Raw genomic sequence first — 25,466 nt, 5'->3', positions numbered from 1 at the left:
TCAACCCCCGCACTCCACGCGTGCCGGGCATGAAATGCTGAGCGAGTTCGTCGGACGCAGCGATGCAGGACTCATATACGACGATCCAGGCTTCCGGGATGAACAGGATGAGAAGTACTGAAGCTGCTGGATTGATTTGATCCAACTCTAGATCGACATGCCCGATCAACGCCCAGACCGACTATTCAGTGATAGCGTCGGCAAATCCGATTTTGGCACAACGCTGGCCCATTCCTAATGAGGAGAAGACTTACCATGAGCCAATGCAGATATTGCGGTTCCAGCAGCTACGGTGGCGGGTGTGCCTACAGCCCCCACAAGCGGCATGAGCACACCGGTGATGATAGGAAGTGCGAGTTTTGCGGATCGAGCAGCCATGGTAGAGGTTGCCCCTACAGCCCCACAAAGGCGCATAGACATGGCAGCGGCGATAAGAAATGCCGCTGGTGTGGCTCTACGTCCAACGGATCGGGATGCGCCTACAGTCCAAGCCGGACGCATGAGAAGTGACAGTATGCCGAGCCCAGGGGACACATCGCCTGAAAACTGATGGTCATCCTGGGCTTGGACCGCATACCAACGGCCGACATATCAGTGCCGTGCCGGTCCTCGCGAGGCGAATGGATATCGGCGCGGGACGGGGCTATAACCGCTCCAACAATACCGCGGCTGCCTGGTCGGACAGCACGATCACCAACTTCATGGTCGCCCGCGTGGCGCCGACAAAAAGCTTCATGACCGCCTTCTCATCCAGCGCCTCGAAATCGACTTCGGCAAGGACCACAGCCGGCGCCGCCTGTCCCTTAAAGCGATAGACGGATTCCGCCAGGATATCGCCTTGTGAGTATACTGGCTGCCCGTGTGCGTCGTAGCTGCCGGTGAAGGTACGCAGCGTGTGCGGGCCAAGCTGGTCAAAGCCTAACAGGCGCGAGCTTTCTCGGCCGCGGTAGCTGAGTAGCGCCACGTCCGCCTTGCGGAAGCCCGATGCGTGACATAGGCGAATGCCCTCTTTGACGAACTCGCGCATCTCGGCCGCGTCACGGTAGACCAGGAATTCAACCTCATCTGCTGCGATGGGCGCGGCCGCCTCAATTTCCGCCCCCAGAGGCACAATTGACTGCAGAAGCTTGACCACTGGGCGCGGGCTGCGGAAATTGCTGCTGGCGCGCAGCCTCACCCAACCGGGAAGCTCGGCGGGCGGATGGCCATAGATGTTCTGTAGTGGGTCTTCCAGCCACAGCACCCGAGCCTGCGGCTTGGCATGGCGGAGGACGAAATCACACCACTCTGGTGCGAAATCCTGGCCCTCGTCCACGATCACGGTGTCGAACAAGAAATCCGGTGCCACATGCAGGTCCAGAGCAGCGGCCACCAAATTCGCGAATGCGTCCGGCTGCGAAAAGTCCGGCGTCATCCCGGCATACCTGAGCAGCCGATCGCACAGCATGTGAAATGTGCAGACGCTGCCGCCAGCGGGTGCGATGTGCCCGAAATGATCCGCCAGCGGACGATTGAAGCAGACATACAAAGGCCGCCTTCCGCTCGCGATGGCCGCGCGATACTCTGCGAGTGCAAGCTGCGTCTTACCAGAGCCGGCAGTTCCAGTCACGCGCAGACGGAACGGCTCGATATCGAGCTGGCGCGCCCAGTGCGCCAGGCCGCCGGACACGCGTGTGACGAGCGCGCGCGCTTGCCCAACGAGCGCGCTGACATCAGTTTCGAGCTGGATGATGTCGCACAGAAAGCGGTCAATGCGCCCAGCAACGGCGTCGTGCTCCCCGACCGGGAGGATGCGCTGAATCAAGCCGCAGAGCTGGTCACGCCGCCGGGCATCGACAATGCGCTCCGGAGACAAACCCGCGGTCAGGGGCGACTGGACGATATGGTCCGGGCAATATAGTAGGTGCTCAATGAACACCCGCTGCCCGTTGAGCGCACGCATCAGCTTGCCACGCAGCCCGTCGGCCGTGCGGCCCATCTGCACCGGCACCGACTTGATCATTCCACGGTAGTTCTTCGCGAGGCCGTCGGGGGTCTCGAGGAGGAGTCCACTCTTTTGCTCGATCAGCATCAGGTGGCCAGCGCGATTCATGATGACGAAATCAATTTCGCCGTAAATCGCATGTGTGCGCTCCACATTGGTCCAGTGCACGGCGTGGTAGATCGTGTAGCCATCTGGCAAACCGGCGGCCAGCACACTGAGCGTATCGAGCTCCCGCTGAAGCGGGCCTTCTCCTTCCATGGTCTCCCAGCCATCGGGAACAACGCGGGCCATCCGATTTCTCCGTCTCGTGGAACTGCCCGAGGATACCCCAGAAGACGACGCGCGGACGGCACCGTGACCAGCGTTGAATCCCCCAGCCCCGAATGCCACCTGCATGCGACACATTCTGTCGCAGGTCCGCGGACAATTCCCTCATGATCAAGGAGACTCGCAAATTGCTGCGCCGCCGACCCCGCCCTACCCTGACGCCCGAGAACGTGCCTGCCGCCGTCCGACTTTGGCTGATGCGCCTACTCGTGCCGCTTGGCGCGCACCGGGAATTCATCCAGCGCACTGGCTTCGGCAATGATTCCCTGGCACATTTGATCGGCCTCGGCGAATACGTGGATCCCGAAGATTCGGAATTTGACCCGCATCTGGTACGAAGCCGGTTGCGCAAACTCCACCAAGACGCCGAGAGCGCGTACCAGGACGCCGACGGCAACATGCCCGTCTTCTTGGTCAGCAACATTGCCCGCCTGGCAGGCCTGGTAGGACTATCCGAACTGGATTGCAGCATCTTGGCATTCGTGGTGATGCTCAAGAACGAGCGCCTGCTCGACGATACGGCGGACTGGCTGGGGTCGCTGTCGGCCGCGAAGGTTTTCCAGGTGTTGTCCCTCTTGCTCGACTACTCCGAGGCGGAGGTGCGGGACGCCCTGAGCACGCATGGGGTGCTCGCTCAGTCGGGTCTGGTGTCCGTGGACCGCAGCTGCCGCACATCGCTTAGCGGCAAACTGGACCTGCTCTCCGACACTTTCGCCGACCACATTGTCTCGTCCGATGCCGATCCCGTCTGCCTGCTGCGCGACACCGTCGCGCCGGCCGGCCCGGCGCATTTGGGGCTGGACGACTACCGGCACGTGGAGGCCTCCTTGCAGGTGCTACAGCCCTACTTGCGGCGTGCCATGACGGAGGGGCGCAAGGGTGTGAACGTATTCATCTACGGCCCGCCCGGTACCGGCAAGAGTCAGTTGGCTAAGGTGTTAGCACGCGAACTCGGCTCCGAGATCTTCGAAGTTGCCAGTGAGAGCGGGGATGGGGATCCAATCAACGGCGAGCGGCGGCTGCGGGCCTTCCGGGCCGCCCAGAGCTTCTTCAGCCAACGCCGAGCGCTAATCCTATTCGACGAGGTGGAAGACGTCTTTAATGACGGCGATGGTCTGTTTGGGCGCAAGAGCACTGCTCAGACTCGCAAAGCCTGGATCAATCGGACACTGGAGGCCAACCCCGTGCCCACGTTTTGGCTGTCGAACTCCGCACGTGGGCTGGACGGAGCCTTTCTGCGCCGCTTCGACATGATTCTGGAATTGCCCGTGCCTCCGCGCAAACAACGCGCGAGGATCATCGAGAGCGCCTGCGCCGGACTGCTTGACGTTCGCGGCGTGCACCGCGTAGCAGAATCCGAGGTGCTTGCACCGGCCATCGTCACACGCGCGGCATCGGTAGTGCGGGCGATCCAGCAGGAGCTCGGCCCGGAGGGCGCTGCTACTGCCATGGAACTACTTATCGGCAATACCCTGGAAGCCCAGGGGCACAAGCCGATCGCAAAATCGGACCCCGGCCGTTTGCCGGAGACCTATGACCCAGCCTTCGTCCACGCGGACGCTGACCTAACCGTGCTGGCTGCCGGACTGGCCCGGACCCGAGCTGGACGGCTTTGTCTGTACGGGCCGCCGGGAACCGGCAAGACCGCCTATGGCCGCTGGCTGGCCGAGCAACTTGAGGCCCCACTCCATGAAGTTCGGGCTTCCGACCTTATTTCCAAATGGGTAGGTGAAAGCGAGCAGAACATCGCCCGCGCCTTCCGGCAAGCCGCGCAAGATGGGGCAGTTCTCTTAATTGATGAGGTTGACAGCTTCCTGCAGGACCGGCGCAGCGCCCAGCGCAGCTGGGAGGTCAGTCTTGTCAATGAAATGCTGACCCAGCTGGAGTCATTCCCCGGGGTATTTTTGGCATCGACCAACCTGATGGACGACCTGGATCAGGCGGCTCTGAGGCGCTTCGACCTGAAGGTGAAGTTCCACTACCTGAGCCCAATCCAGGCGTGGGAGCTGCTCGGCCGCCAGTGCGAGTTGCTCAGACTCCCGGCTCCCACCGCGGATCTGCAGGCACGGCTAGGCCGGCTCGAGGTGCTGACTCCCGGGGATTTCGCCGCCGTCATGCGCCAGCATGGTTTCCGGCCCTTCATGTCCTCCTCCGATTTCGTCGCCGCGCTCGAGGCTGAATGCGCGATAAAGGGCGAAATAAAGAGCGTAATCGGCTTTCTCTGATTCACATTTGCGTGGAATAATCCCGCAGCCTGCTCGCGAGAAGAAAAATGCGCTCCCTATCGAAGTCGAAGCTGATGGCCTTTCGTCAATGCCCCAAGCGACTGTGGCTGGAGATTCACCGCAGTGACCTGCGCGAGGATTCGGCCGCGACGGAAACCGCCTTCCAAGTCGGGCATCAGGTGGGGGAAGTCGCCCAGCGGCTCTATGATCCGGAGAGGACCGGCATCCTGATCGACGCACAAAAGGATGGCTATGCCCCGGCATTGGCGCGCAGCACCGAGTTGCTCCGCTTCCCGCAGCCCATCTTCGAGGCCGGGTTCGTGGCCGGCGGGGCCTTGGCCTTCGCCGACGTTATGCTCCCGATGCGCAACGGCGCCAAGCCGGCCTGGCGGATGGTAGAGGTCAAGTCCACCACCAGCGTCAAGGACTACCACCGTGACGATGTGGCTGTGCAAGCTTTCGTGGCAAGGAGCGCTGGTGTGCCACTGGCCTCGATCGCGCTGGCCCACATCGACAGTACCTGGACCTATCCGGGCACGGAGGACTATCGCGGGCTGCTGGTGGAGAACGATCTTACGGCGGACGCGTTCAATCGCGGAGAAGAAGTGAAGGGCTGGATCGCCGACGCACAGGCGATCGCCGCTCACCCCGATGAGCCGCCAGTACGCACTGGCAGACACTGCGGTGCGCCTTACGAGTGCGGCTTTCTCGTCTATTGCCAGCGCCAGGAGCCTCAGGCCGAATATCCAGTGCAATGGCTGCCCCGCGTTCGGACCAAGGCACTCAAGGCACTGATCGAGGAAGAAGGCGTCTCCGATCTGCGGGACGTGCCCGACTCGCTGCTCAACGAGCTGCAGTTCCGCGTCAAGACGCACACCTTGTCCGGACAGGCCTTTTTCGATGCCACAGGCGCGGCCGCTGAATTGGCTTGCCATAAGTTACCCGCATACTTTCTCGACTTCGAGACTATCCAGTTCGCGGTGCCAATCTGGAAAGGGACCCGCCCCTATCAGCAATTGCCCTTCCAGTTCAGCGTGCACCGCCTGTCGCGCACAGGCAAGCTGGAACAGCGATCCTTTCTGGATTTGTCGGGAGACGATCCCTCGCTGGCCTTCACCGAGGCGCTGATTGCGAGTTGCGGGGAAAATGGGCCCGTCTTCGTCTACAACGCGGCATTCGAGACCACGCGCATGCGCGAACTCGCACAACGTTTCCCCTGGCTTGAAGCCGCACTGCACGCCATCATCGCGCGCGTGGTAGATCTGCTACCCATTTCCGGGCGTCGCTACTACCATCCCAGCCAACACGGCAGTTGGAGCATTAAGCGGGTTCTTCCGGCGATCGCGCCCGATCTACGCTACGACACACTGGAAGGTGTTCAGGACGGCGGCATGGCCATGCATGCCTACCAGGAAGCCATTCACCATGGCACCACGCGCGCCCGCAAGGACCAGATAGCACAGCAACTCCTTGCCTACTGCGGCCTGGATACCTTCGCCATGGTGCGGCTTTGGCAATTCCTTGCCGGCAGAAGCGATCTGAAGCTGTAATACATGGCAAAGCGACCCGACACCTTGGAAACGGCCCTACTGGCCCTGGAACTCCTGCGCCGCATTCCCCGCAATCGCAAAATCTCCGCGAGCGAGCTGCATGAGCAGTTGAAGAATGCTGGCCACGACAGGGACTTGCGTAGCATCCAGCGCCAACTCGAAATGCTCAGCACGCATTTCGAAATCGAGCGCGATGATCGCAGCAAGCCGTATGGCTATCGCTGGAAGGATCGGGCTAGCGGACTATCGCTGCCGGTACTCAGCGAGCAGGAATCGCTCATGCTGGCGCTGGCGGAACAGCACCTCCGCAATTTGTTGCCAAGCAGTTTGATGAAGTCCATGGAAGGCTTTTTTCAACAGGCGCACACGAATCTCGTGCAACAGCCCACCGGCAAGCGCGAGCGGGAGTGGCTGTCGAAAGTAAGAGTGGTCAGCACGACCCAGCCGCTGCTGGCACCGAAGATCAAGCCTGGCGTGTTCGAGGCAGTCAGCAACGCGCTCTATGCAAACTGCTGGCTAGACGTGGACTACAAGAATGCCGCAGGCAAACGCAAGGACGCCAAGGTGATGCCGCTCGGGCTAGCCCAGCAAGGTTGCAGGCTCTATCTGGTGTGTCGCTACGAGGGATACGAAAACGAGCGCAGCCTCGCTTTGCACCGCATTTCATCTGCCCAGGCAACCACGCTCTCGTTCGAGAGGCCAAAGAACTTCGATTTGCAAAAGTACGACGCAGATGGTCGCTTTGGATTTGGAGAGGGAAAGCGAATTCGCCTTACCTTCCGAATCGACAAGGAAGCTGGCTTGCACCTACTGGAATCGCCCTTGTCAATGGATCAGGAAGTCCGTGAGCTTGGCAGTCAGTTCGAGATTCATGCGACCGTCGTCGAAACCGCACAACTCGAATGGTGGCTTCGCGGATTCGGAAACCAGGTGAGCGATGTGCGGCGCTTGGCGGCTTCGGAAGCCTGAGATGCATAAATTGATCACTCAAGTGGCACGCGCCACGCTGCCGCAAGGTCCGCGCGAAGAGCCAACCTGCCGGCGATTCAACCGGAAATGCCAGTGCAAACAAAATGCAGCTGAAAGAATGGCTGATGCGATAATTGCGCGCTCGACGCGTATGCGATGGACGGGGTTGTGAAATTCTTTCGGGAAAATAAGAGATGTTTGAACGGAATATGGCAATGGCTGGCAAGGCTCTCGCCGCCGTTGCGGTAGTGAAGAGTCTTTGGGTGTTCAGGACCCCCTTCTATCAACGCAAGTACGACCTCATTTGCTTTCGCGGCAATACGGCGATGCTCGCAGCAGCACTAGTTGAATGCCGAAGACTAGTGCGCTTCGATTGTTGCGTTCGGGCAGTTTGACAGTCTGCCATGTCATTGCTCGATCAACTGCCGCGGCTTTCCGCGTACGACCCTGGTGCAGTAGGTGAAGGGGGACTCGACCCGCTTGGGCTTGGTGCAATAGCGGATCGCATCGCGAACGTGTTAGCACCCGGGATCCGCGCCCGGATGGCCCAACCTCGCTTCGTCACGGTCTCCGCCATTGGTGCCATCGCGTACCAGACGCTGCATGAACTGACTGCGGACCAGGGAAAAACTACCGTCGACATCGCCTTTGAATGGCTTGTCGTCGAAGCGATCGTCCGTAATCCTGGAGATGGCCGCACTGAGGGGCTACCCGGCAGCCAAAAGGCCGCGCGTGCAAAGGCGGCGAATGAGCGGCTGAGTCGACGGACCTACCTCAATGGCCCTCGAGTCTTTGGCTTCACCGGTGTCTATCGGCCGTTTTCCCGCGACGTTGGCGTACTGACTTTAGATGATCTCCCCGCTGAGAACTCGGTACGGTTGGTAAGCGCCTGGGAGCGCGACTTCCAATTGCCCGGTTACGGCGATGGCGTCTCTGGCTCTCGTGGCGGGAAACTGCGCAGGGACATCACAGACGCCTGCAAGCGCACGATCGAGAAAGGAGAATGCGCTCTACCGCCGAACGGGCAACTCCTGCGTGAACTCTCAGACTACCTTGCCCCCCGGGAGGCGAGGTCAAATGAGCGGCGCGAATTACGCGAACTCATTACCACGGGCGAGCACGAGATCCGGAACGAGCTCACTGCAAAGCTGGTTGCGAGTCCTCCATCTGCCGACACGACACAGCGGGATTTGGCATTGCAACTGCTGCCGGGGTCAAGCACGCTGACGCGGGAGGCACTTCAGGCAGCCATCGACTACGAAGACGCTGCCACTGCGCTCGACAACACGTTCCGGCGGTTCCTCGCCTATACGACGCAACAGCACGGCTCGGTGATCGCCCCGGCCAATGCACTGCAGACTCCAGGGCTTGCGGAATTGGCTCCAAGGATCGGTGACCTCGTGCAGCGGGCCATCGCCTCGGTGGCGAATCTGAACGATGTGGGACTGAGCAACGACACGGCGCATGGGTTCCGACTATTTGCAAATCGACTCACGCCTCGTGAATTCCTGGACGTGCTGATCGAGCGCCACGAAGAGGTACAAGCCAGCAAGAAGAAGCTCTCTTGGCTCGAGCGGATCGAGGGCGATTGGACCGTCCGCACCCCGTACCGGAATCAGAGCGGAGATCTGAAGGACGAGATATGGGCGCACCCGATGCGTCTGGTGACGCTGGCAAACTTCCTGAGGGAGACCGCATGAAGCCGACACCGCTACTAGATTTCTGGCAGAAGCCCGCGAATGCTGGTGACCCGGTCGCGATGCTGGCCACAACGTTTGCATTCGAGCCGGACTTCTTTGAACAGAATTGCCTCGCCCGCTTCCTTGAGGTTTCCAGCGTGAACGAGGACACCGGGACCATCGACGATATCGTCGCCAGCGTCGAACTCCACGAACTGCTGCAGAACACGCGTGTGACGGTTCTGGCTGACCGCAGTGCGCCAGTTCAGCGCACGTCTTTGCTTTGGGACATGCTGAGCTGCCGGGTTAACGGTGGCCTGCTTCACGCCAAGGTCACGGTACTGCTCTGGGAAAACGCGACGCGGGTGATCCTCGGCTCCGCAAACCTCACTGCGGCTGGCTATCGCCGCCAGATCGAGCTCGGCCTTGCGGCCGATCTTGGGCCCGGATGCTTGTTTCCACCTGACGTTCTAAACGCCATTGCCGATGAGCTGGAGTCGTACCTGCGGCTGGTCCCTGGCTACGACGCCGGCGCAGCGGTATTCACACGTGCGGTAAGCACGCTGAGGCTGTTGCGGCAGCGCATCGCCCAGCAACCGGCGGAGCGGCTGGCTGTGCGCGTTGCCTTTGCCCCGACGAACATGACGGCCGGACCACTCGACCGGCTGAATGCCGTGTGGAGTGGGCCACAGCCGCTTTGCGCCACGCACCTCTCACCGTTCTGGGACTCCAAGGATCCGACGGCCTTGGCCGCCACCCGGAAACTGCTCACTGGGCGTCCCGCGGACGAGCGCTCCCAGCACGTTGCCGTCGTCCTCGGCCCGCGCGGACAGATCTCCTTTTCGCAACATCTCGCCGAAGCTGTCGACTCGGTCCGGCAGCTCAAAGCACTGGACGATGAGATTCGCACGCTTCACGCAAAGTGCTTGCTCATCGAGAGCAAGGAATGGGTCGCCGCACTCGTTGGCAGCTCCAACCATACGAAATCTGGGCTCGGCCTCGCACCGAGTGGTCGCCACCGAGAGATGAACGTCTGGCTCGGGGCGCCCCGGGGTAGCAAGGAGGGCAAGGCACTCCTCAATCTCATCGAGCTCGGCAGGGACATCCCTGCGGACGCTGAGGAGGTCGAGCCGAAGGATGAGGACGTTGCCGAATTGCCAGCGCTGCCAACTTGCTTTGGCCTGTGCAGGGTGACGCATCGCTCGGATGGCTCGGGGTGGGAGCTGCACCTCGGTATCACCGCGAATAGCGAAATGCCGGCAGCCTGGGAGATCAATCTTGCCGCTGGTGATCGACCGCTTCTTACGCGAACGCAGTGGGAGGCGAACAGCAGGCCCGAAACAGAAGTAATCGCGCTGATGCAGGAGGCGCTGCCAATGTATGTCCACGTAAAGTGTGACGGCAATGAATTGCCGTGGGCGGTGGTTGCCGACGACCGGCACGATCTACCGCCAGGGCCAGCGCTGTCAGGCCTCCGTGCGCAACACTTGCTCAATGCGCTCGCGAGCGGCCGCTCACTGGCGCAGACGTTGCGCGAGGAGTTGGAGCGCAAGGAGGCGGAAAAGAAGTCTGGGATCAACTTGGATCCGCTGAAGCGACTCGAGGTCGAAGGGTCATTGTTGCGCAAGGGGCGTGCCTTAGCCGCTTCACTCAGCGCGATGCAGCGCCGTCTCGAACAGCAGGTAATCACTGCCGACACATTGCGCGCACGCCTCGCTAGCCCGCTCGGCCCCGAGTTTGTTGCCACCAAGGTTGCCGAAGCCTACGAAGCTGGCCAGCAGACCAAGGCCGAAGCCATCTTCACCATTGCCGAGATCGCCCTCGCAGTCGGACGCGTAAATTGGGGGCACGTTCTTGAGCACATCGATCACACTGAAGGGCTTTCGCTCGTCAACGAAAGCCTCGGACGACTCGACGCTCTTCGGGCTCAGGTCGGGGAAGAACCTGCCGACCTCGCGTCCTACGCCCGCCGCGCTGTCAAGGAGACTCGTGAATGCCTGGCCATTTGACAAACCGCCTTCGCACGACGACCGAGCCCCGCTTCGAAGAAGACTGGACCCGCCAGCGTCGCACTGCCGCCGACATCCTCCGGAGACTGCAGACTCAGGAGGGAGTAATCCTGGCCGATCAGGTCGGCATGGGAAAGACGTACGTTGCCTTGGCTGTTGCAGTCAGCCGGATCCTATCCACCCCCGATCTAGGGCAAGTCGTGATCTTCGTACCGGCGGCGGTAGCCGATAAGTGGGTGCGGGAGTGGCGAAAATTCAGCGAATCGCTTCTTGAGCCAGGCAGCGGTATTCGCTGTGTCGATCAGCCCATCCGTAGCGGTGAGGAGTTCCTGAAGCAGCTCGATGACCATCCGGAAGACCGCAAACACATCATCGTAGTTACCCATACCGCGCTGACGGCGACGCTGAAGGACAACTTTATCCAACTCGCACTGCTTCACTATGCAACCCGTTATGTGCGAGAGGGCGCTGAACTTCGGCAACGCATCGCGAAGTGGTCTACGGGACGAACCGGACTGATCCGCAACCCCCAGTTCACCCCCGACCGTGTGGCCAAGCTCCTCGATACTGCGCCGTCGAAGTGGCGCGAAACATGGCGGCACCTCACCAGCCAAGTCCTGCCTGACGACCCAGTGCCGAAGGCGCTCGAAGGTGCCGCACGCAATCTCCAATTGCAAGGCCTCCGAGCTGTCATTACTGATGCGTTGCCAATCAATTCATCCGCCGGCATCAGCCAGCGCCTCGAAACGGCACGCAAGGCGCTGACTGATGTCACCCAGGACACATGGAGATGGATGCTCTCGTCCACTGATCTGGACCTGCCGCTACTTATAGTAGACGAGGCGCACCGCCTCAAGAACCCGCGGACTCAGATCAGCCAACTATTCGGGGAACGATCCGGCAACACGGATGCGGGTGCCTTTGCAGGTATCTTTCACAGGATGCTTTTTCTGACGGCGACACCGTTCGAACTCGGCCACTCGGAGCTCATCGAGGTCCTCAGTCGCATGGGATCAGTCCGGACGCTCGAACCTCCGCCTAAGCACACCTTGAAGAAGCGCTTGGATGATCTGGAAGAGGTACTCACAAAGGCGCAAGCCAATGCCATCACCTTCGACGGTGCATGGGGCCGACTGTCACCAGACGAACTGCCCATCTTCGATGCGTGGGAGCCAGAGGCGCCGTCCCCAGCCGGGATCAGTGCTTCCGCCCGCGAAGCATGGGAGCACGCCAATCTCGCCGAACAGGCCCGCCGCAGGATGCATGCGATGCTAAAGCGATGGGTTATTCGCCATGAGCGTCCACACCGGCGAGACTATCACGCCGGCGCCGCTATTATCGCAGACAGCAGCAGTGTATCAGGTGGTCTCAAGATCCCCGAGAGTGCGGCTTTACCGTTCTTGCTCGCCGCGCGTGCACAGTCAGTGGCGCTCGATGCGAAGAAAGCACGCCCACTCTACGCCTACGGCATTGCCTCCTCCTACGAGGCATTCAGACGCCTCGGGTCAGGGCACACAGACGAGGGGCGCGATAGTGACCTAGCGAAGGAAGACCGCGAAAGCGATGGTGCGCTAACACCAAGTCACGGCATGGCGTCCGACGCAGTTGGTTGGTACAGACGCGAAATCGACTTGGCATTGGAAAATGTCGATGTGCGTGACGCGCATCCCAAGGTACGAGCCACAGTCGAGAGAGCCGCGCAACTTTGGCTCGACGGCGAGAAGTGTCTCATCTTCTGCTGGTTTATCAAAACCGGAGAGGCCGTCGAGCGGGCGCTGGCGAAACACGTCGACCGCCTTATTCTTGAGCGGGCATCAGAAGCTCTCGGTACCGGCTCAGCCGAAGAGACCCGAGATGAACTCAACCGGATCTCTGACCGCCTCTTCCGACGCGACACCTCGTCGTACGAGCGCGTTCGGCAACTCCTTGTGGCTGCGCTAACTGAAGCTGCTGGCCGACACGGGGATGTCCTCGACCTCATTGTCGATGCTGCCATTCGACACTTGCGCACGCCCAGCTACCTCGTTCGCTACACGCCGCTCAGTATCAGTATCACTGACGAGGAGGTTTGGGCAGGCATCAACGGGGCCAACCCTCGCGGTATTGTCCTGCTTGATCGATGGCGTCATTTTGCCGAGCGTCTCGCGAGAGCGCGCAACCAGATCGAGGCCACCAACTCGAACGACGAGCGTGACAGCGAATTTGCGCGCGTCAACGCCGCACTGCTCGGCGCACATACCGAGGATGACCAGACCACGCGGCGCGGCGCTAGCCTCCACCCCGTCCGACGAGCGCACGGAGGAACTGAACGTGATGTCCGGGAGCGTCTCATCGCTCTGTTCAACACACCGTTCTCCCCAGACTTGCTCGTCGCAAGCTCAGTCATGGGTGAAGGCATCGACCTTCACCAGGAGTGTCGGTTTGTCATCCATCACGACCTGGACTGGAACCCCAGCGTGCTCGAGCAGCGCACGGGGCGGCTGGATCGCATCGGCGCCTTTGCCGAACGCCAGGGAAAGAATATCGAAGTGTATGAGCCATACCTCGCCGGCACTCACGATGAAAAGATGTTCCGCGTTGTAAAGGATCGCGCACAGTGGTTCGACGTCGTCATGGGGCGGTCCGCCGGTGCAGACGAACACGTCACGGATGCCGAAGAAACCCGATTACCGCTACATCCCAAGATTCGTGAGGCGCTCGCGATGGACCTGCGCAGCCCGGAGCAATAGATTTCATTCCGCGTTTGTACACAGAAAGGCAGAGATAAATGGCTCAACAATATCAAAGCCACGCAGCTGCTTCAGCCATCGGGCGGGAATTCCGCCAAGCCCGAACCGGATGCCAGCCAGTCCGCCAGCCACACATGCCGTCGTGTCCGTGTCATTCCCGAACGAGACGGCAGCCCTGACGACACCCTCGAACGTGGAGGCTTCGAGCGCGCGCCGCGCGGACCAGATTGTGTCGAGCACGTAGCCCGTGCCACGCGGCGCGCCATGCTTCGGGAAAGCGCGCAGGACGTCCAGTTCGCGGAGAAATTCACTACCTTCCCGCATGTCGGGCCATGACTTGTAGACCGCCTCGAGGCGACTGTCTGCGGATGCCCATGGCTCCGCCAGACCGTGCAGGTAGCCCGTGGCGACCAGACAATAGAATGCGCAAGCGATCTGCGAGCGCGGATGGGCGTGCGTGGGCAGCGATTGCAGGTGGGCATCGCGGACGAGTGCCGAGTCAGCCCCTGCATGCAGGAGGGCCAGGGGCAGGCAGCGCATCAGGCTGCCGTTGCCATTATCCATGACCTCAGCCCCGCCCGACTCGCGCGGCGGCACCCCGTCGCGCAGATTGTCCAGCGCGTCGGCAGTCTGGATACCGACGTCGAAGACCCGCCCGTCGACGGCCAGATAGCCATGTTCCAGCCAGCGCAGCAGCCGACCGGCGAACTCGACGAGCGAGAACTTGCCGTGTTCGACCAGGGTGGCCAGCAGGCACAGGGCCTGTGCGCCGTCGTCGGACCAGGTACCGATTGGCACCCCTGTGTGTGCGCGCGGAAATCCGGCCGGCGGCTGCATCTCGATTGCATTGCACGCCGGCAACTGCCGCGCCGAGTGAAACTCGTACGGTACGCCAAGCGCATCGCCCACCAGCAACCCCACCAGACCACCCAGCCTGCCATGGTCGAAATGCTGCTGCGTCAACCCCAAGAATCCTTCATGGCTCATTCGGTATCCTCCTCCACTGTTCTCCCAGACGGCATCCGCCAGGTCGGCGATTGCCACCCTCACACGCATGGCGCGGGCTCGCGCCCGTGCGCCCCGTTCATCGCCTTACTGTTCCCAGGGCAGGCTCAGATCCTCGCGACCGAAATGGCCGTAGGCGGCGGTCGGATAGTAGATGGGGCGCAGCAGGTCCAGGGTTTCGATGATGCCCTGCGGCCGCAGGTCGAATTCGCGCGCAAGCTCGGCGGCGATGTCGCGCCCTGGCTCGGCCTCGGTCCCATACGTCTCGACCAGGAAGCTGACTGGCTCCGCCTCGCCGATCGCATAGGCGATCTGCACCAGGGCGCGCCGCGCCCAGCCGCGCGTCACCACCTGCCTGGCGAGGTAACGCGCCATATAGGCCGCCGAGCGGTCCACCTTGGAGGGGTCCTTGCCCGAGAATGCGCCGCCGCCGTGGGGCGCCGCACCGCCATAGGTGTCGACGATGATCTTGCGGCCGGTCAACCCGGCATCCCCCTTGGGTCCCCCCGTGACGAAACGCCCCGTCGGGTTGATCAGGCAGCGCAGCCCCTTGGCGCGCAAGTGCGCCGGGATCACTGGCTCGATCACATGCTCCAGCACGGCCGCGCGCAGCGCTTCCAGCTCAATGCCCGCGTCATGCTGCGTAGAGAGCACCACGGCCTCGATTTGCGTAGGGCGGCCGTCGACGTAGCGGAAGCTCACCTGCGACTTCGTATCCGGCTGGAGCCAGGGCAAGATGCCCTGCTGCCGCAGTTCGGCCTGGCGCCGCACCAGCCGATGGGCATAGACGATCGGTGCCGGCATCAGCTCGGGCGTCTCGTCTGAGGCATAGCCAAACATCAACCCTTGGTCCCCCGCGCCCAGAACACCGTCGGCGCGATCGACACCCTGGTTGATGTCCTGCGACTGGCCATTGAAACGAATCTGGACTTCGCAGCGCTGCGGGTCGATGCCTGTTTCAGCATTGCGATAGCCGGTCTCACGCAGCACTTCGCGCACCAGGGTCTCGGCCGAGGCACGCACAGCATCGAAGTCATCCCGGCGCCGCGTCTTGAACTCGCCGGCGACAATCACGCACTGGTCCGCCAGCAGCGTCTCGCAAGCGACGCGCGAGTGAGGATCGCGTGCCAGGAAGGCGTCGAGGATACGGTCGGAAATACGGTCGGCGAGCTTGTCCGGGTGACCTGCGGAAACCGATTCCGAGGAAAAAAGGCCGTTGCGAATCGTAAGCGCTCAATTGACGACGTCTGGTATTGAAGGCTGAACGTTGGCAGGCTAGCGTCCGCAAAGACTTTGCGGACGCAAACATGATCCAAGACGAGATTGACCTATTTCCGCTGCAGGCGGTGCGAGTCCGCTCCAATGGGAAGCGCGACTACGAGCCAGCGGCCAAGCGGCGTCTGATTGAGTTCTGTCTTCAATCGGGAGCATCGGTCTCGGGCACGGCGCTCAAGGCCGGTATCAACGCTAACCAGTTGCGCAAATGGATTCGGGACTACCGAGATTCAGTGCAGGCGCGAGGTGCGTTGCCGGCATTCGTGCCGGTTGTCCAGGAGGTTCAGGATTCGCGGCCAATCGAGACACTTGCAAAGGTTGCGGTGCCGCGTCACGAAGCGGCATCAGCGACTGGCGATCCGCCACCGCGGCAAGCGCAACCGCTGGCGCTCTTGAGCGCAAAGCTGCCCAACGGTGTATCACTTGAGCTCGAATGCAGCGAGCGAGACGTTGGGCTCGTAAAGGCAATGATCGAAGCACTGAGTGGAGACCGTTGATGTTTCGGCTCGACGCTGAGCTGCGGGTGTATCTGCATCGCGACGCAGTGGACTTCCGTAAGAACATCAACGGCCTGGCACTGCTGGTCGAGCAGACGCTCGGGCTGGATCCGTTTGCATCGGCTGTATTTGTGTTCCGTAACCAGCGGGCCGATCGCATCAAGATTCTCGGGTGGGATCGCAACGGCTTCTGGCTATTGTTGAAGCGATTGGAGGCGGACCGGTTTGCCTGGCCACGCGAGGCGGCTGTGGCTACGCTGACGGTCGAACAGTTGCACTGGCTGCTCGAGGGAATCGACATCGAGGCGATGCGCCGGCACCCGCACCGAGAATACCATCGCGCTGCGTGAACGCTGTTTGGCGGCAGCGGTCTAACCCGCCATGCCATCCACGCCCGTCACCGTTACCGCCGCCGAGCTGCAACTGTTGCGAGACGCCGAGCGCGAGCTCAAGGCAATACTCGCGGAACGCGAGGCAATCAAGGGCGAACTGCGTGTGATGACGGTCCAGCGAGACCTGCTCTTGGAACAGCTCAAGGCGTTTCAGCGTAAGCTGTTCGCCGCAAAGAGCGAGGCGCGAGGCTCGGAGCAGAAGGACTTGTTCCTCAATGAGGCCGAGGCCTTGGCGACGGCGGCCGCGCAGCCGGCGCAGGAAGAAGAAGGTACGCCCGAGACCGAAGTGGCCGGACACAAACGCAAGAAGCGCGGCCGCAAGCCGCTCGACCCGGCGCTGCCCCGTGTCGAGGTTCGTCACGAACTACCCGAATCGGAACGCGTCTGCCCCCTCGATGGCCAGGCTCTGGTCGAGATTGGCGTCGAGGTCAGCGAACAGCTCGACATCGTGCCGCAGCAGGTCCGCGTGATCCAGCACCAGCGGGTCAAGTACGCCTGCCCATGCTGCGACGGCGGCATCAAGACGACGCCGGCACCGGCGCGCATTATTCCCAAGGGACTCCTTACCGAATCGGCGCTGGCCTGGTGCATCACCTCGAAGTATCAGGATGGCCTGCCGCTGTACCGCCAGGCAGCGCTGCTGCATCGCTTCGGCGGGGACCTCTCTCGCGGCACCCTGGCCGCAAGCATAGTGCGAGTAGGCCAGGCGGTGCAGCCAATCATCAACCTGCTGCGTGACCATCTGCTGGAAGCAGACGTCGTGTACGGTGACGAGACAACGGTACAGGTGCTCAAGGAGCCCGGCAGGCCTGCCCAGAGAAAGAGCTTCCTATGGGCGCAGATGAATGGCACAGGGCCGCCGGTACGGTTGTTTGCCTATAGCCCGACACGCGAGACAAAGCAGGCTACGGCTCTCTATGCCGGCATCAAGCCTGGGGCGGTGTTGATGACCGACGGCTATGCACCATACGACGACGTCGCAAACACCTATCAGTTGGTGCATCTCGGATGCTGGGCACACGCGCGCCGCTACCTGGTCGAGGCGGAGCAAGCCTTGCCCAAGGACAAACGCCCCGACCACCCGGTCACCGGATTCCTGCAGCGCATCGGCAAGCTGTTTGCCATCGAAAGCCACACGCTCAAGATGAAGCCGGAACAACGGCAGCAGGTTCGCGCCGAACAAAGCCAGCCGCTGCTGGCCGAGATCGAAACGATGCTGCTGCAACATCTGCATACCGTGCTGCCGCAAAGCCTGTTCGGCAAGGCGCTGCACTACCTGCATGGGCAGTGGCCAAAGCTCGTGCGCTACATCGAGAACGGAACCTGGCCGATCTCGAACAATCCCTGCGAGAACGCGATTAGGCCATTCGTGATCGGACGGAGAAACTTCCTCTTCTGCGACACCGTGGCCGGTGCCAACGCTAGCGCAAGTCTTTACTCGCTGGTGGAAACCTGCAAGGCCAACGACGTCGATCCGTATCAGTATCTCGTTGCCTTGTTCAAGGCGTTGCCACACGCACAGACCGCCGACGACTACGAGGCTCTGCTGCCCTGGAGGCTCAAGCCCTCAACCGTCTAGCGGATACCGCCGGCGGCCGCAAGGGGCGCCCTTAAAAGACCGCTTACTGCGAATCGTCATGGATCTCTCCTGTTTAGCCGCTTTTGACCAAGCGTCAGGGGGCGGCAAGCTGGAACAAATCCCCCCGGTCCATTTCCCGTACGGGGCGGCGGACCCACCGTTCTTCATTCAGATCTAAATCTGTCCGGACTTATCGCAGCAGGATCAATCGCGGCACGGCATCGGCGCCGGACCAGACGATGGCGTTTTGGCTAAGCTGTGCACCCAATGCCTTGGCGGCGTCCAGGGCCAGGCCGAGCACCAGGAAACTTGCCTCGCCCGGCCAGTCATTGACGGGATGCTGGCCGATGCCATCGATGTGGCGCAGGCCGCGTTGCCGCAGCGCCTCCGCCAGAGCCTGCTGCAGCTCGGCGTTGCGGGCCGGCTCCTGCTCCTCGCTGAAGGGATTGCATGCCGTGATGTAGGCGCTGCAGGCCACGCCGGCAGCCTCGTGCAAGCCCGACAATACGGGGTTGGCCTCGCCCACCTTCAAGGTGGCCGGCGCGCTGCCGTGCACGTGGTAGTGCGTCTCCAGGTAAGCCTGGATGACGTCTTGAGGAATCGCTGAGTCAGAAAACAAAAAACCCTCCGTGAAAGGAGGGTCGACGCTTTACCCGCTTGGTTGCTCCTGCAGGAGCCACATCCGCTTTCGCGATCCACCTTGCCCGGGAAGGCAGGTTGGCATGGGCGTCGACCCAATTCAAAATGCGGGCCAATTAGAGCACACGCTATCCCGGTGCGTCAAGCCATGGTCGAGTCGACAGATTAATGAAGGTGGAAGAGTCAAGTTCGCTGGTGCGCCGCATCACTGCATCGATCGACTACTCGAGTTCGGATCAAGCCGGCCACTTTTCTGTGAAAGTGGCGCAACTCCGGTTTGATCTCATTGGTGCCGACTGCAAGTCGGGAGGACTCGCAACTGAACTACCTGAGTACCGCTTCCACGTAGCGCAACCTGCGCTTTACTTGCATGGGCCCGCGCCAGCCTCGATTCGCTAGGAATCCACCTTAACGATGGAGCACGTTTTGTGGTCATATTGGTAGCGCAAAATGCTGCCGCCGACGATTAGCGGAACGGCCTGCTCGATGATCGACAGCGGCAGCAGGAACCATTCGCGCGGGCGGATCGACTTACCGAGGCGGTCCATGATCTCAATGTCCAGGCGGGCCTGGCCGAAGAAGTGGTGGACCAACCGCTCGAAGGCATTGGCATTGAGATTGATCGCCTCGTAGGTCATTACGGGCTTGACCGGCGCCATCAGGAAGGTGGGGTCGTCCGCAGCCGCGCGGATGCGTGCGTCCAGGGTCCCGGTGGTAAAGCCGATCTTGAAGAGCTGCCCGCTAAGGGCTGCGATCTCCGGCTCGGTAGAGAGGCTCCTGACCACATAGATGAGCCCCGTGACGCGCTCGCCGGGGCCGGCGGGGCGCTCGACGACTTGGGTGTCAGCGGTGCCAAATAGCGGGCCCGCGTGCGGGTCGGAGATCCGCCGCCCGTTGGGGTCCTTGTAGAGCTCAGTCGCGAGCGAGCGCAGCAGGTTGTTACCCTCGGTCCCATTGTCGAAGATCAGGCGCAGGCGCGCGTTGCGCTTGCCGTTGCGCACGTGCGGGTCGCGTACTTCGGCCACGTAGACCATCACCCCATTGAGGATGAAGAAGCTGCCGGCCTCAATGTCCTGCTCGTTGGCAAAGCGTATGCTTTTGCGAACGCCGGAGGACAGCTCAGCGGCCGTCTTGTCGAATAGGGGGCGGAACGCCTCGAAATCCTCGCACTTTGCTCTCTCCGAGACCATCTCTGCCTTGGCCGGCGACGACTTGACGTGGCGCATCTCGAAGAGGCCGCCGTTGGAATCGACGAGCAGGTCGTCGTCGAGGTCGAGGATCTCGTCGAGCGACTTGGGCTCGGGCTTGGCGTTGGCCAGTAGGCCGTGGCGGTCTCTGCCCTCGATTGCGGCATGCAGCCCTGGGTTCTCTTGGTAGGCGCGCAAGCGCGTCTGCAAGGCGCGCTCAGTGACGGTGACCTTGCGCTCCTTGGGCCCCTGCCCCGGCGCATGTCCGTAGCGGTCGACAAAGCTGTTGATCTCCTCAAACTGCTCCCGCGCCCGCGCGGCCTCGTCGTTGGTGGTCGAGAACTTAGGCTTGACGTCGAGAAGGCCAGACCCGTCGTCTTCTGATAGAAGCTCGTCGAGCGTCAGCTTCTTGGTAACCATCACGCGCCTCCGGCGGCAATGCGCTTGCGCTTGGCGTCGCGCAGCCAAGCGAGCGCCTCGGCCATGCGCCGCTCGAGTGGATTGGCCGAGCCCAGACTTGGCTCGGCCCCGCGCTCGACCAGAAAAGCCTTGATGCGGGGGTAGAGCGCGACGGCCTCCTCCTCGCTCATCGCGATCTTGGTCATGGCGATGGCACCGTGGATGGTCCGCAGCACATCCGCCGTCACCGACTTCGAGAGGATCTCGTAGGCGCGCTGAAATGGGTTGATCTGGTCGATCATGTCGATGGTGAGCTCATCGATATTGACCAGGCGCTCTGCCATGCGCACGAAGCGCGTGTCGCCCTTGTCGTCGGGGCCGGGGCCCGTGGGGCCACCTGTCCCCGCTCCACCGATTTCGACCTCCGGGCTCTTGAAGACGCCGTTGGCCACCACGGCCTGGCGTATCTCCTCAAGTTCCTCCGGGGTGAGGTCGGGATATTTCTTCTGGATCACGCGCGGAATGAAGACCTCGCTGACCACCTCGGGGGCGATCTCGTCGGGATTCATGGCGGCGCGCAGGACGGACTCGTCCTGGAAGATCGCGGCGGTCAGGTCGGCCAGGTCTGTCTCGATGATCTGGCGCGATCGCTCGGTCGAGGGCTCGGCAAAGCCCTTGATCTTGATCACGCGAGTGCCCGGGTCGCCGTCGTAGACGATGTCGACCTCCTTGGGCGAGCCGTCGATCTCGTCGCCATCGTCCTTGGTCTTGAACTTGAAGTTCGGGGCCAAAACCTGCTCCATCAGCAGCGAGCACGCGATCGCCTTGAGCATGTTATTGACCGCATCCGCCACGCGATCCTCGGCGGCGTCTGGCTCGGCGATGAGGTTGGTGAACTGGGCGTGAGTCTTGCCCGGCGCGTCGCGCGTAGCCCGGCCGATGATCTGGATCACCTCGGTGAGTGAGCCACGATAGCCGACCGTGAGGGCATGCTCGCACCAGATCCAGTCGAAGCCCTCCTTGGCCATGCCCAGGGCGATGATAATGTCGACGTCGTCGCGGTCCTTGACTTCGCGCAGGGTCGCCATCACGCGCTCGCGCTCGGCGCCGTCATCGACCAGGTCGGCGACCTTGATGATCTCGCCGCTCGGTCGGCGCACCAGGTGGAAGCCCGTGCGCTCGTCGCGCTCGACCACACTGCCGAGGTGGTCAAGGATGCGGTCGACCTCGCCGAGCTTGCCGTCGCGCGTGGCCTCGGCCGAACGCACGCTGGGGATGTGGATGATGGTCTTCTTAGTCGGGTCGAGGATCTCGTGGATGGCGTCGACATATGGGCCGCGGTAGAAGTGGTAGCCGATGCCGAGCGTCTTAAGATCCTTGTAGCCGTTGAGCTGCTCGTAGTACGTGTATGTGACGCGATTGAAGCGCGCCTCGTCCTCCGGCCGCAGGACTGGAGCTGCGTCGCCCCGGAAGTAACTGCCAGTCATAGCGACGATGTGCGCCTTGTCGCGTTCGACAAGGGCGCGAACCAACTCCCCCAGACGGCTGTTCTCATCGGCGGAGGCGTGGTGGAACTCGTCAATCGCCAGCAGGCAGTTGTCGAAGGCGGTCGAGCCGAGCTGCTCGTAGGCAAAGCGCAGCGTCGCGTGGGTGCAGATCAAGACCTTGGCGTCGCCCTCCATAAACTCGGCGAAAGCGCGTGTCTTCTGCGCGCCGCCGACCGAGGTCAGGTTCCATTGGGGATCGACCTCCCAGTCGGCGAAGAATCCGTCTTTGGAGAGCGCAGTCGATTTGAACGAAGAGCCGATCGAGCGCTCCGGCACGGCGACGATGGCCTTGCGCACACTCTGGTTGATGAGCTTGTCGAGGGCGATGAACATCAGCGCGCGCGACTTGCCGGACGCGGGCGGTGCCTTGACCAGCAGATACTGCGAATTGCGCTCATCAAAGGCGCGAGCTTGCATGGCCCGCATGCCCATCCCGTTGGTCGATTGGCTGGCACCCGATTGAGCATAGGTAACCTTGATGAAATCGGTCATATTCAAGCGACTCCCTGGAGGGTTCGCGCCTTGGCTGGCGCGGCACCGCCCTTACGCTTAAGGGCGACATATTGTTTGAACAGATACTCGAGACGTTCGGTGTCGTTACGAAACGGGCGGCCGATGCAGATCCGCTCGAAGGTTGCGTCGAGATCCTTGTGCGCCTTGAGGATGCTCGCCGGCATCGTCTCCGGGTCGTAGAGCCAAGCAATGGTCTTGCCAGCGAACGACTCGCGGGCGGCCATGATCTCCCACGCGTGGTCTTCGAGCTGCTGACGCTGCCCCTCGGAAAGCGTCGGGACCGGGAAAGTGTTGTATCCAAGCGTATTGGCATAGCGAATTCGAGTCTCAAGCTGGCCGCAAACGGTCTCGACCCAAATAGCATGCAGGCGTGTCGAGAGCAGCGCCATCACGTAAACAGGAGCGTCGTAAACTGCATAGCACGCGTTGCTCAGGATCGACGTCTCGCCCGGCGCAAAGCCAATGGTGAAATAGTCGCGGTCCTCCGAGAAGTGGATCGGCACCAAGATGGCGTCGACGCCGAAATTCTGGATCTGGCGGAATCGATGCGGGAACGCCGCATACTCCTGCGTGGTCGGCGCGGGGCTCTGCAGGCGGAAGTCGCGCACTGCGTTGAGTCGCCTCTTGATCGGCGGGATTGACGCGGCGAACTTTGCATTCTCATCGACGATCCAAAGGCAATAGCGTTCGATGCCCTTGATGAACTCTTGAGTGCCGTAGTAGCGGCGGACGAGGCGCCCCGCTTCTGGGTAGGCGCTCACGAGGTGGTCACGCTCTTCTGGGGAAAGGATAAGATTGCCATCATCTGTCGGCATGTTTCCCTTCTCCATGCGCGGCAACCCGTTGATCGGACGCGACTCCTTCTGGACGATGGTGTCGTCCATCTCAATCAGATACGGACTGATGTGCTTGACCGCGCGAGCCATCTCGCCAGCGTAGAGGGTCTTCTTCGCCGCGATTCGAGGGCGGATTCCGACGATGACGCACGTCACGCCCGCCACCTGGGCGGCGTTGTTGCGCCACTTGAACTCCTGGTGCGCAAAGCCAATCTCCATGCCACGTTGGAAGATCAGCGGCCAGAGCATCGCCACCTGTTCGCCTTGGCAAATGGAGTTGGTCGCCACGAAGGCGCAGTTAGCTTGCGTGGATTTGGCGTAGTCAGCAGCCTTCACGTACCAGGCCGCCACGTAATCAAGGTTGCGGTAGCTTTCGGCGATCGGCTCGAAAATCAAGTCCATGTCCGCCTTCTGCGCCTTGTCCTGGTTGGAACTGCCGAGGTAAGGCGGATTGCCCACGACGAAGGTCTCGGTGTCCGTCTTCGGGGGGCACACGCGCAGCCAGTCGCGGCGCAAGGCGTTGTCATGAACGATGTTGCCGCTGTCGCGCAAGGGCAGCGCCGGCGGGGCCGTGCCGAATTGCTCCTTGAACTGTTCGTTCATCTGATACTCGGCGATCCAAAGAGAGAGCTTGGCGGTCTCCGCCGCGAAGTCCGCTATCTCGACGCCGTAGAACTGGCTCAGGTGAACCCCGCTCATTGGAATCGCGCCCTTGCCCAGTTCAGCGAGACGGGCGAAAACGCGGCTCTCGAACTTGCGCAACTCACGGTAAGCGATGATCAGGAAGTTGCCCGATCCGCAAGCCGGGTCGAAGACACGGATACCGTAAATCCGCTTGAGCAGGCGCATGAGCTTGACCTCGCTGTCGCGCGCCAGCTCGAAGTCCTCTTCGAGCGAGAGCAGGAACAGCGGCTGAAGCGCCTTCATGATGTTGGGCACGGATGTGTAGTGCATGCCCAAGTCGCCGCGCATTTCGGGCTCGACGACCGCTTGGATCATCGAACCGAAGATGTCCGGGTTGATCGAGGACCAACGCAGCTCGCCGCAATCACGGAAGAGGCGGCGAGCCCGACGCGAGAACGCCGGAATGGGGACCTCTTCTTGGAAGAGGCCGCCGTTGACATAGGGGAAGCGCCGCGCGAACTCGGGCAGCGAGCCGCGCTTCGTCGGCGCCAAGGCCAGCGCCTGGAAAATCTTTGAGAGCGTGTCGGCAAAATCCGAGCCGTCGTCGATCGAGACGCTCAACGCCGTCCGGGTAAAAAGGCCGTGTTCGAAAATCGACGTGTCCTCCGCAAAGAAGCAGAAGAGCAGCCGGGTCATGAAGAGGTTGAGGCTGTGCGCGCTGGCCTCATCACGCCATTTCGGATTGGCCTCCAAAATAGCGTCATAGAGCTTAGCGACGCGCCCCGTTGCCTTGATGTCGGCTTGGCTTTCCGCGACGCCCGTGTAGCGTTCGATGTTGGCCAAAGGCAGGAAGAAGTCGAATGCATCATTCGCCTTGGCAAACTCGATGTCCAGCAGCGTGTCGAACCTCATGTCACGCGCGAGGAGTTCAACGCCGTCAGTCGCCAAAAGAAACCGCGGCGGATCTTTCGCTTTTTCCGTGGCCGCGATCATCGCGTTGAGCGTCTCGGACGCGTTGCCCTGGAGCGCAGATCGAAACAGCAGCTTGCGCTTCCAATACACCTCATCGTGCGGGACGGCCTGCTTGCCCTGCGATTGGCGCAGTTTGGTGATGGTCGCTTTGGGGGCGTCGTAGACGGCCATGAGGTCGAAGGCAAAGCTCTTGGCGTCAAAAGGCCTCTCGACCAAGTCCTTAAGCGAAGACTCGATTTCCGCGATGTTCATAAGTTTAGGTCTCTTACTCTTCGAGGGAAATTGCCACCACCAATGGAGTGGCGCCACCCATGCTGCAGCGGAGCAATCTTTTGCCACGCAAAGTTGCAAAATTGTAACAAATGGTCACCTCACCTGGGGCACCCTCGTTGGGTTGGCGTTGTAAATGCGCCCAACAGCGGGTGCCCACTTGGTACGCCACGCAGAGCAGCCCAATTTCCTACTGGGACGGTGAATCTCGCCAATGAGGCACACGCGCACGAACTTGAAGGTTTCGCAAATTCAGCAG

16 protein-coding genes and 1 riboswitch are annotated in these 25,466 nt (G+C 61.6%); of the genes, 9 read left to right on the top strand and 7 right to left on the bottom strand.

Annotated features, from left to right (window positions below):
• Positions 1–643: 643 nt before the first annotated feature.
• On the bottom strand, positions 644–2,275 hold the full coding sequence (locus EPAKOI_RS05505) for an ATP-binding domain-containing protein (protein ID WP_423193184.1): 1,632 nt from the start codon (positions 2,273–2,275) through the stop codon (positions 644–646).
• A 143-nt stretch (positions 2,276–2,418) separates the two neighbouring features.
• On the opposite strand from EPAKOI_RS05505, the gene EPAKOI_RS05500 reads away from it, so the two are divergent.
• The 6 genes from EPAKOI_RS05500 to EPAKOI_RS05475 all read left to right on the top strand — a co-directional run bounded on the left by EPAKOI_RS05500 (position 2,419) and on the right by EPAKOI_RS05475 (position 13,472).
• Complete coding sequence (locus EPAKOI_RS05500; protein WP_423193183.1) at positions 2,419–4,536, top strand: AAA family ATPase; 2,118 nt, start codon at positions 2,419–2,421, stop codon at positions 4,534–4,536.
• A 47-nt stretch (positions 4,537–4,583) separates the two neighbouring features.
• A complete protein-coding gene (locus EPAKOI_RS05495) occupies positions 4,584–6,086 on the top strand; it encodes a DUF2779 domain-containing protein (protein WP_423193182.1) in 1,503 nt (500 codons plus the stop codon).
• Positions 6,087–6,089: 3 nt separating this feature from the next.
• The gene (locus EPAKOI_RS05490; protein ID WP_423193181.1) at positions 6,090–7,055 is read left to right on the top strand and encodes a helix-turn-helix transcriptional regulator; all 966 of its coding nucleotides are present in this window, start codon (positions 6,090–6,092) and stop codon (positions 7,053–7,055) included.
• Positions 7,056–7,459: 404 nt separating this feature from the next.
• Positions 7,460–8,755, top strand: a complete 1,296-nt coding sequence (locus tag EPAKOI_RS05485) for a hypothetical protein (RefSeq protein WP_423193180.1) — start codon at positions 7,460–7,462, stop codon at positions 8,753–8,755.
• Positions 8,752–10,743, top strand: a complete 1,992-nt coding sequence (locus EPAKOI_RS05480) for a hypothetical protein (protein ID WP_423193179.1) — start codon at positions 8,752–8,754, stop codon at positions 10,741–10,743. Before EPAKOI_RS05485 ends, EPAKOI_RS05480 begins: the two co-directional genes overlap by 4 nt.
• Positions 10,728–13,472: a helicase-related protein gene (locus tag EPAKOI_RS05475; protein ID WP_423193178.1), complete on the top strand. Its 2,745-nt coding sequence runs from the start codon at positions 10,728–10,730 to the stop codon at positions 13,470–13,472. Before EPAKOI_RS05480 ends, EPAKOI_RS05475 begins: the two co-directional genes overlap by 16 nt.
• Positions 13,473–13,475: 3 nt before the next feature.
• Here EPAKOI_RS05475 and EPAKOI_RS05470 read toward each other — a convergent pair whose 3' ends face one another.
• Positions 13,476–14,459: an ADP-ribosylglycohydrolase family protein gene (locus EPAKOI_RS05470; RefSeq protein WP_423193177.1), complete on the bottom strand. Its 984-nt coding sequence runs from the start codon at positions 14,457–14,459 to the stop codon at positions 13,476–13,478.
• Between the two features lie 105 nt (positions 14,460–14,564).
• A complete protein-coding gene (metK, locus tag EPAKOI_RS05465) occupies positions 14,565–15,701 on the bottom strand; it encodes a methionine adenosyltransferase (protein ID WP_423193484.1) in 1,137 nt (378 codons plus the stop codon).
• Positions 15,702–15,784: 83 nt separating this feature from the next.
• Between metK and tnpA the strand changes: the two genes are divergently transcribed.
• From tnpA to tnpC, 3 genes are read left to right on the top strand one after another with little or no spacing between them, the layout of a single operon-like run.
• Positions 15,785–16,249, top strand: coding sequence for an IS66-like element accessory protein TnpA (gene tnpA / locus EPAKOI_RS05460; protein WP_008652244.1), 465 nt, complete (start codon positions 15,785–15,787; stop codon positions 16,247–16,249).
• On the top strand, positions 16,249–16,599 hold the full coding sequence (gene tnpB / locus EPAKOI_RS05455) for an IS66 family insertion sequence element accessory protein TnpB (RefSeq protein ID WP_008652247.1): 351 nt from the start codon (positions 16,249–16,251) through the stop codon (positions 16,597–16,599). Before tnpA ends, tnpB begins: the two co-directional genes overlap by 1 nt.
• A 31-nt stretch (positions 16,600–16,630) precedes the next feature.
• Entirely contained in the window at positions 16,631–18,220 is a 1,590-nt protein-coding gene (gene tnpC / locus EPAKOI_RS05450) for an IS66 family transposase (protein ID WP_008652249.1), read from the top strand.
• Between the two features lie 190 nt (positions 18,221–18,410).
• On the opposite strand, the gene EPAKOI_RS05445 is transcribed toward tnpC, so the two are convergent.
• The 4 genes from EPAKOI_RS05445 to EPAKOI_RS05430 all read right to left on the bottom strand — a co-directional run bounded on the left by EPAKOI_RS05445 (position 18,411) and on the right by EPAKOI_RS05430 (position 25,189).
• Positions 18,411–18,839: a DUF3293 domain-containing protein gene (locus tag EPAKOI_RS05445; protein ID WP_423193176.1), complete on the bottom strand. Its 429-nt coding sequence runs from the start codon at positions 18,837–18,839 to the stop codon at positions 18,411–18,413.
• Positions 18,840–18,867: 28 nt separating this feature from the next.
• A riboswitch (SAM-I-IV-variant riboswitch) is annotated at positions 18,868–18,973 on the bottom strand.
• A 281-nt stretch (positions 18,974–19,254) separates the two neighbouring features.
• A complete protein-coding gene (locus tag EPAKOI_RS05440; RefSeq protein WP_423193175.1) occupies positions 19,255–20,466 on the bottom strand; it encodes a GIY-YIG nuclease family protein in 1,212 nt (403 codons plus the stop codon).
• Positions 20,466–22,484 (bottom strand): DEAD/DEAH box helicase, encoded by a 2,019-nt coding sequence (locus tag EPAKOI_RS05435; RefSeq protein WP_423193174.1) that lies wholly within the window; start codon positions 22,482–22,484, stop codon positions 20,466–20,468. Before EPAKOI_RS05435 ends, EPAKOI_RS05440 begins: the two co-directional genes overlap by 1 nt.
• Before the next feature lie 2 nt (positions 22,485–22,486).
• Entirely contained in the window at positions 22,487–25,189 is a 2,703-nt protein-coding gene (locus tag EPAKOI_RS05430) for a class I SAM-dependent DNA methyltransferase (RefSeq protein WP_423193173.1), read from the bottom strand.
• Between the last annotated feature and the right edge of the window lie 277 nt (positions 25,190–25,466).

Source organism: Cupriavidus sp. H18C2 (genome assembly GCF_049393795.1).
Taxonomy (GTDB): Bacteria; Pseudomonadota; Gammaproteobacteria; order Burkholderiales; family Burkholderiaceae; genus Cupriavidus; species Cupriavidus pauculus_C.
Note: the sequence above shows the minus strand (reverse complement) of the source record. Positions and strands in the feature narration are given on the sequence as shown.